Raw genomic sequence first — 3,454 nt, forward strand, 5'->3', positions numbered from 1 at the left:
AATGTTCCAAAAAAATATAGAAGAGTTAATGCAAATTAGCCGCTATCGGTTGAAGGATTACATCAAAGGACAAAGAGCGATATCGCTTGCCCTATCTACCTTCTAGCTCGCTTGTCCCCCTCTCAGCATAAAGGGTGTCTTTTTCCTTGATCTTTCCGAAAGTCCTTGACTTGTTTCAGTTTTTCTATTAAGCTCAACATATGTTTTAAAAGTTGCCGGTCACTTATCATTTTACCTGATAGTGATCGCTTTTACTTTTGATATTCTGATGGGAGAATGAAACAGCCCTAGGGGGTTGGGGGGGCCACACCCTGCCACCACCGAAAAACTTTTTGCCGCAAACCCTAAATATAACTTAACTCAGTAAAAAAGACTTATTCGGATGGACAAGAAAGCCTTTTTTCAGCGCTTCTCGTCCTAATAACATCCGAAAACCCATGACATCGCGATTAGTTAAAGTTAATTCGATCGCCCATTGACGACCACCAAGCAATACACTTGTTCTAATAACAGGACGTAGTTGACTTTGACCCCCAGAATTTTTTACCTGTCGCCATTCGAGGATTTCTGCGGTGGTGGTGACAGTGTGGTGACTATCTTTTTGGTAGGGATGAACTTGAAAGCGCAGCCAATTGCGATCGCCATCCAGAAAAGGGTGGAGATGAAAAGCGTGTAGGGCCGAGGAGCGAGCGCCTGTATCAATCTTGGCCTTTATTTTGGTAATGCCTAAATCAGGTAAATCCAGCCATTCTCGCCAACCGATGATGATTTTATCGGGTTTCATCCGTCTATTTAGTTTTTTCTTCTTCGATTTCCCGCTGCATTTGGGCGATTTCTTCGGGAGTCATCGCTTCCAGGCGTTTTTTAAAGACGGCATCTTCGTAATCCTTGCGCTGTTTGCCGTAGGTCATATTATCGGTGGCAACTCGAAACAGATAGGTAAAAATCCAACCGATGACACCACCTACCAACACCGCTTGACTCCAAATTCCCGCCGAAGCACTATCTAAACCGGTTTTTTGTAGGATAATGTAGAGGATGCCGCCCATAGCAAACATCCCTATACCAATCCCGATGACATCGATGCGTCTCATGGGTTTTTTTGGTTGATAACTTAAGCTTTTAGGGTACGACGTTGGGGACGGAAGTTAAGGAAAGGACTTAACAACAGCATCCCGGGGAAGAAAAAGCTCATCAGAAAGTACATAAACCCTCTTTCCCAAGAAGAAGCCACATACCAGCGCGTATTGAGGTAGTAGTAGATAACGGCGGGAATGACGAGCAAATACAAGACACTGAGAGATAGGTAGATCAGGGCGATGATAATGGTTTCTTGCGTCAGAATTGATTGCATAAGGATTGATTTTTCTCAATGGCTGTCGGTGAACGGCAATTCACCTGCTGATTATTTTACCCCCTCTTTCCCCCTTTGCGGCGATCGAATTGGCGGGCTAAAATAATTGTTGAAAATACTCTTGCCAATTAAATTATTTGTGATATGATAAAAAATTGTCGGTTAAATAACGGGGGCGTGGCGGAATGGTAGACGCTACGGACTTAAAATCCGTTGAGCCTTATAAGCTCGTGAGAGTTCGAGTCTCTCTGCCCCCATCGATCGAAAGTCCATATTTAAACTGAGTATTGGGTATTTTAGTACAAATGTCCAAACTGCCTTTCCTTGTCCCCAGAAAAAACTTTTTCAGCTAGCCCTATCTAAAATATCCAATAATTCTAGGGGATGATGAATGAGATGATCGGGGTTAAATTGAGTGAGAATTTGAGGGGAATTAAAGCCCCAAGCGACTGCCACCACTTGCACTCGACTTTTTTGGGCAGCAGTAATATCTCTAGTTTCATCGCCGACATAAATCATTTCATCGGGACAGAATTTATTTTGTCGGATCAGGCGATCAAGAATTTTGTGTTTGCCGAATAAAGGCGTTCCCGAACAGATAAAATCAAATAAATTTAAGAGTTGATTATTTGCTAAAAATATGGTGACATTTTCTTTAGTATTAGAAGTTATGATTCCTAATCTATAGCCTCTTTCTTTAAGAGTGGCGAGGCAGTGATGCCAGCCATGGAAAGGTTTCAGACATTCAATTTGTTTATTTAATTCCCGTTTAACTCGATAGAGTAAAAAAGGGATTTTAACGGGGGAAACTTGGGATTGTTTAATAATTTCTTGGGAACTAAGGTTTTTTAGTCTGGCCAAATCTTCCTCATTGACGGGTTGATAACCAAAATTTTTAGCCAAACGATTGACAATCTCCACGAAAGTATCGTGGGTATCGGCGATAGTACCATCAAAATCGAACACGACCACTTTAATTGTCATCTTGTGCGGGGTGAGGGGAATGAGCTAAATTAGCTTGGGCATTACGTCGCCACTGCTGGGGTTTAATTCGACGCAGGGCTGACGAGATGAAACGACGATCCCACTCCTCTATAGTTAGATTAGCTAATTCCTCCAACCTTGGCGAGAGGTTTTCGGGACGAGGTTGAAAATCCTCCACGTCGGTAACTTGGGCAAAACGTTGATTCCAAGGACAGACATCTTGACAGATATCGCAGCCAGCTACCCAACCTTGTAAATTCTCGGCAATTTCTGTAGGCAAAGTTACAGCACGATTTTCGATGGTATGATATGCAATACAGCGATTAGCATCCACCACAGAGGGACTAACTATTGCTTGGGTCGGACAAGCGCTTAAACAACGGCTACAGGTGCCACAATGGGCGCTATGGGGTCGATCGGGTTCTAAAGGTAAATTAGTTAATATTTCGGCTAAAAAAACCCAACTGCCGTAATTACGGGTAATTAAGTTACCATTCTTGGCAATCCAGCCGATCCCTGCTCTTTGCGCCCAAACTTTATCCTGTACCGGTCCTGTATCCACATAGTAACGGGTTTGAATTTGCTCCCCCTGACTTTCTAACCATTGACTGAGGGCTTTTAATTTTTTACTTAATACTTTGTGATAATCCCGTCCCCAAGCATAACGGGAAATTTTGCCATGGTTTTGCTCTTGACTGTGTTGCTGGGGGGTGTAGTAGTTAAGGGCGAGACCAATTAGCGATCGCGCTTCTGGCCAAAGAGTTTTGATATCCTGTCGTTTCGGGTTAGTCATCCAATCCATATCAGCGTGATAACCCCGCTCTAACCAGCTTTTTAGATGGGATACCGCCGAGTCTTGGCTGTCCACAGAGGCAATACCGACCCCATGGAAGCCCAACTCTAGCGCTTTTTCTTTGATTTGTGTTTCTGTCACCATAGAAATATCTTAGGGCTTGCTGAATAAATCTAAAAACTTTGTTGGATAAGACTTTTAGACTTTTTTTCCCTCAAAAAGTGCCAGCCATTGCGGGGATCGGGGGCAAAATTCAGGTACTTTTTCCCTGAAAATTAGGCAACTGACTACCTCAAAATCGGTAAAACCCCACACCCCACACC

5 protein-coding genes and 1 tRNA gene are annotated in these 3,454 nt (G+C 43.3%); 1 reads left to right on the forward strand and 5 read right to left on the reverse strand.

What is annotated here, in order from left to right; all coding sequences use genetic code 11:
- Nucleotides 1–355: 355 nt before the first annotated feature.
- From IM500_RS21740 to ndhL, 3 genes are read right to left on the reverse strand one after another with little or no spacing between them, the layout of a single operon-like run.
- The gene (locus IM500_RS21740) at nucleotides 356–784 is read right to left on the reverse strand and encodes an ATP-dependent zinc protease family protein (RefSeq protein ID WP_002795887.1); all 429 of its coding nucleotides are present in this window, start codon (nucleotides 782–784) and stop codon (nucleotides 356–358) included.
- Between the two features lie 4 nt (nucleotides 785–788).
- Nucleotides 789–1,094: a DUF3007 family protein gene (locus IM500_RS21745; RefSeq protein ID WP_002763321.1), complete on the reverse strand. Its 306-nt coding sequence runs from the start codon at nucleotides 1,092–1,094 to the stop codon at nucleotides 789–791.
- A 20-nt stretch (nucleotides 1,095–1,114) separates the two neighbouring features.
- Nucleotides 1,115–1,354, reverse strand: a complete 240-nt coding sequence (gene ndhL, locus IM500_RS21750; protein ID WP_002732218.1) for an NAD(P)H-quinone oxidoreductase subunit L — start codon at nucleotides 1,352–1,354, stop codon at nucleotides 1,115–1,117.
- Nucleotides 1,355–1,525: 171 nt separating this feature from the next.
- Here ndhL and IM500_RS21755 point away from each other — a divergent pair.
- A tRNA-Leu gene (locus IM500_RS21755) sits at nucleotides 1,526–1,611 on the forward strand.
- 88 nt (nucleotides 1,612–1,699) lie between these two features.
- Here IM500_RS21755 and IM500_RS21760 read toward each other — a convergent pair.
- Both IM500_RS21760 and queG read right to left on the reverse strand, forming a co-directional pair.
- On the reverse strand, nucleotides 1,700–2,338 hold the full coding sequence (locus IM500_RS21760; protein WP_287739522.1) for an HAD-IA family hydrolase: 639 nt from the start codon (nucleotides 2,336–2,338) through the stop codon (nucleotides 1,700–1,702).
- Nucleotides 2,328–3,275, reverse strand: a complete 948-nt coding sequence (gene queG / locus IM500_RS21765; RefSeq protein ID WP_287739523.1) for a tRNA epoxyqueuosine(34) reductase QueG — start codon at nucleotides 3,273–3,275, stop codon at nucleotides 2,328–2,330. Before queG ends, IM500_RS21760 begins: the two co-directional genes overlap by 11 nt.
- Nucleotides 3,276–3,454 lie beyond the last annotated feature (179 nt).

Origin of the sequence: Microcystis sp. M179S2 (assembly GCF_020245805.1) — a bacterium.
Classification (GTDB): Bacteria; Cyanobacteriota; Cyanobacteriia; order Cyanobacteriales; family Microcystaceae; genus Microcystis; species Microcystis aeruginosa.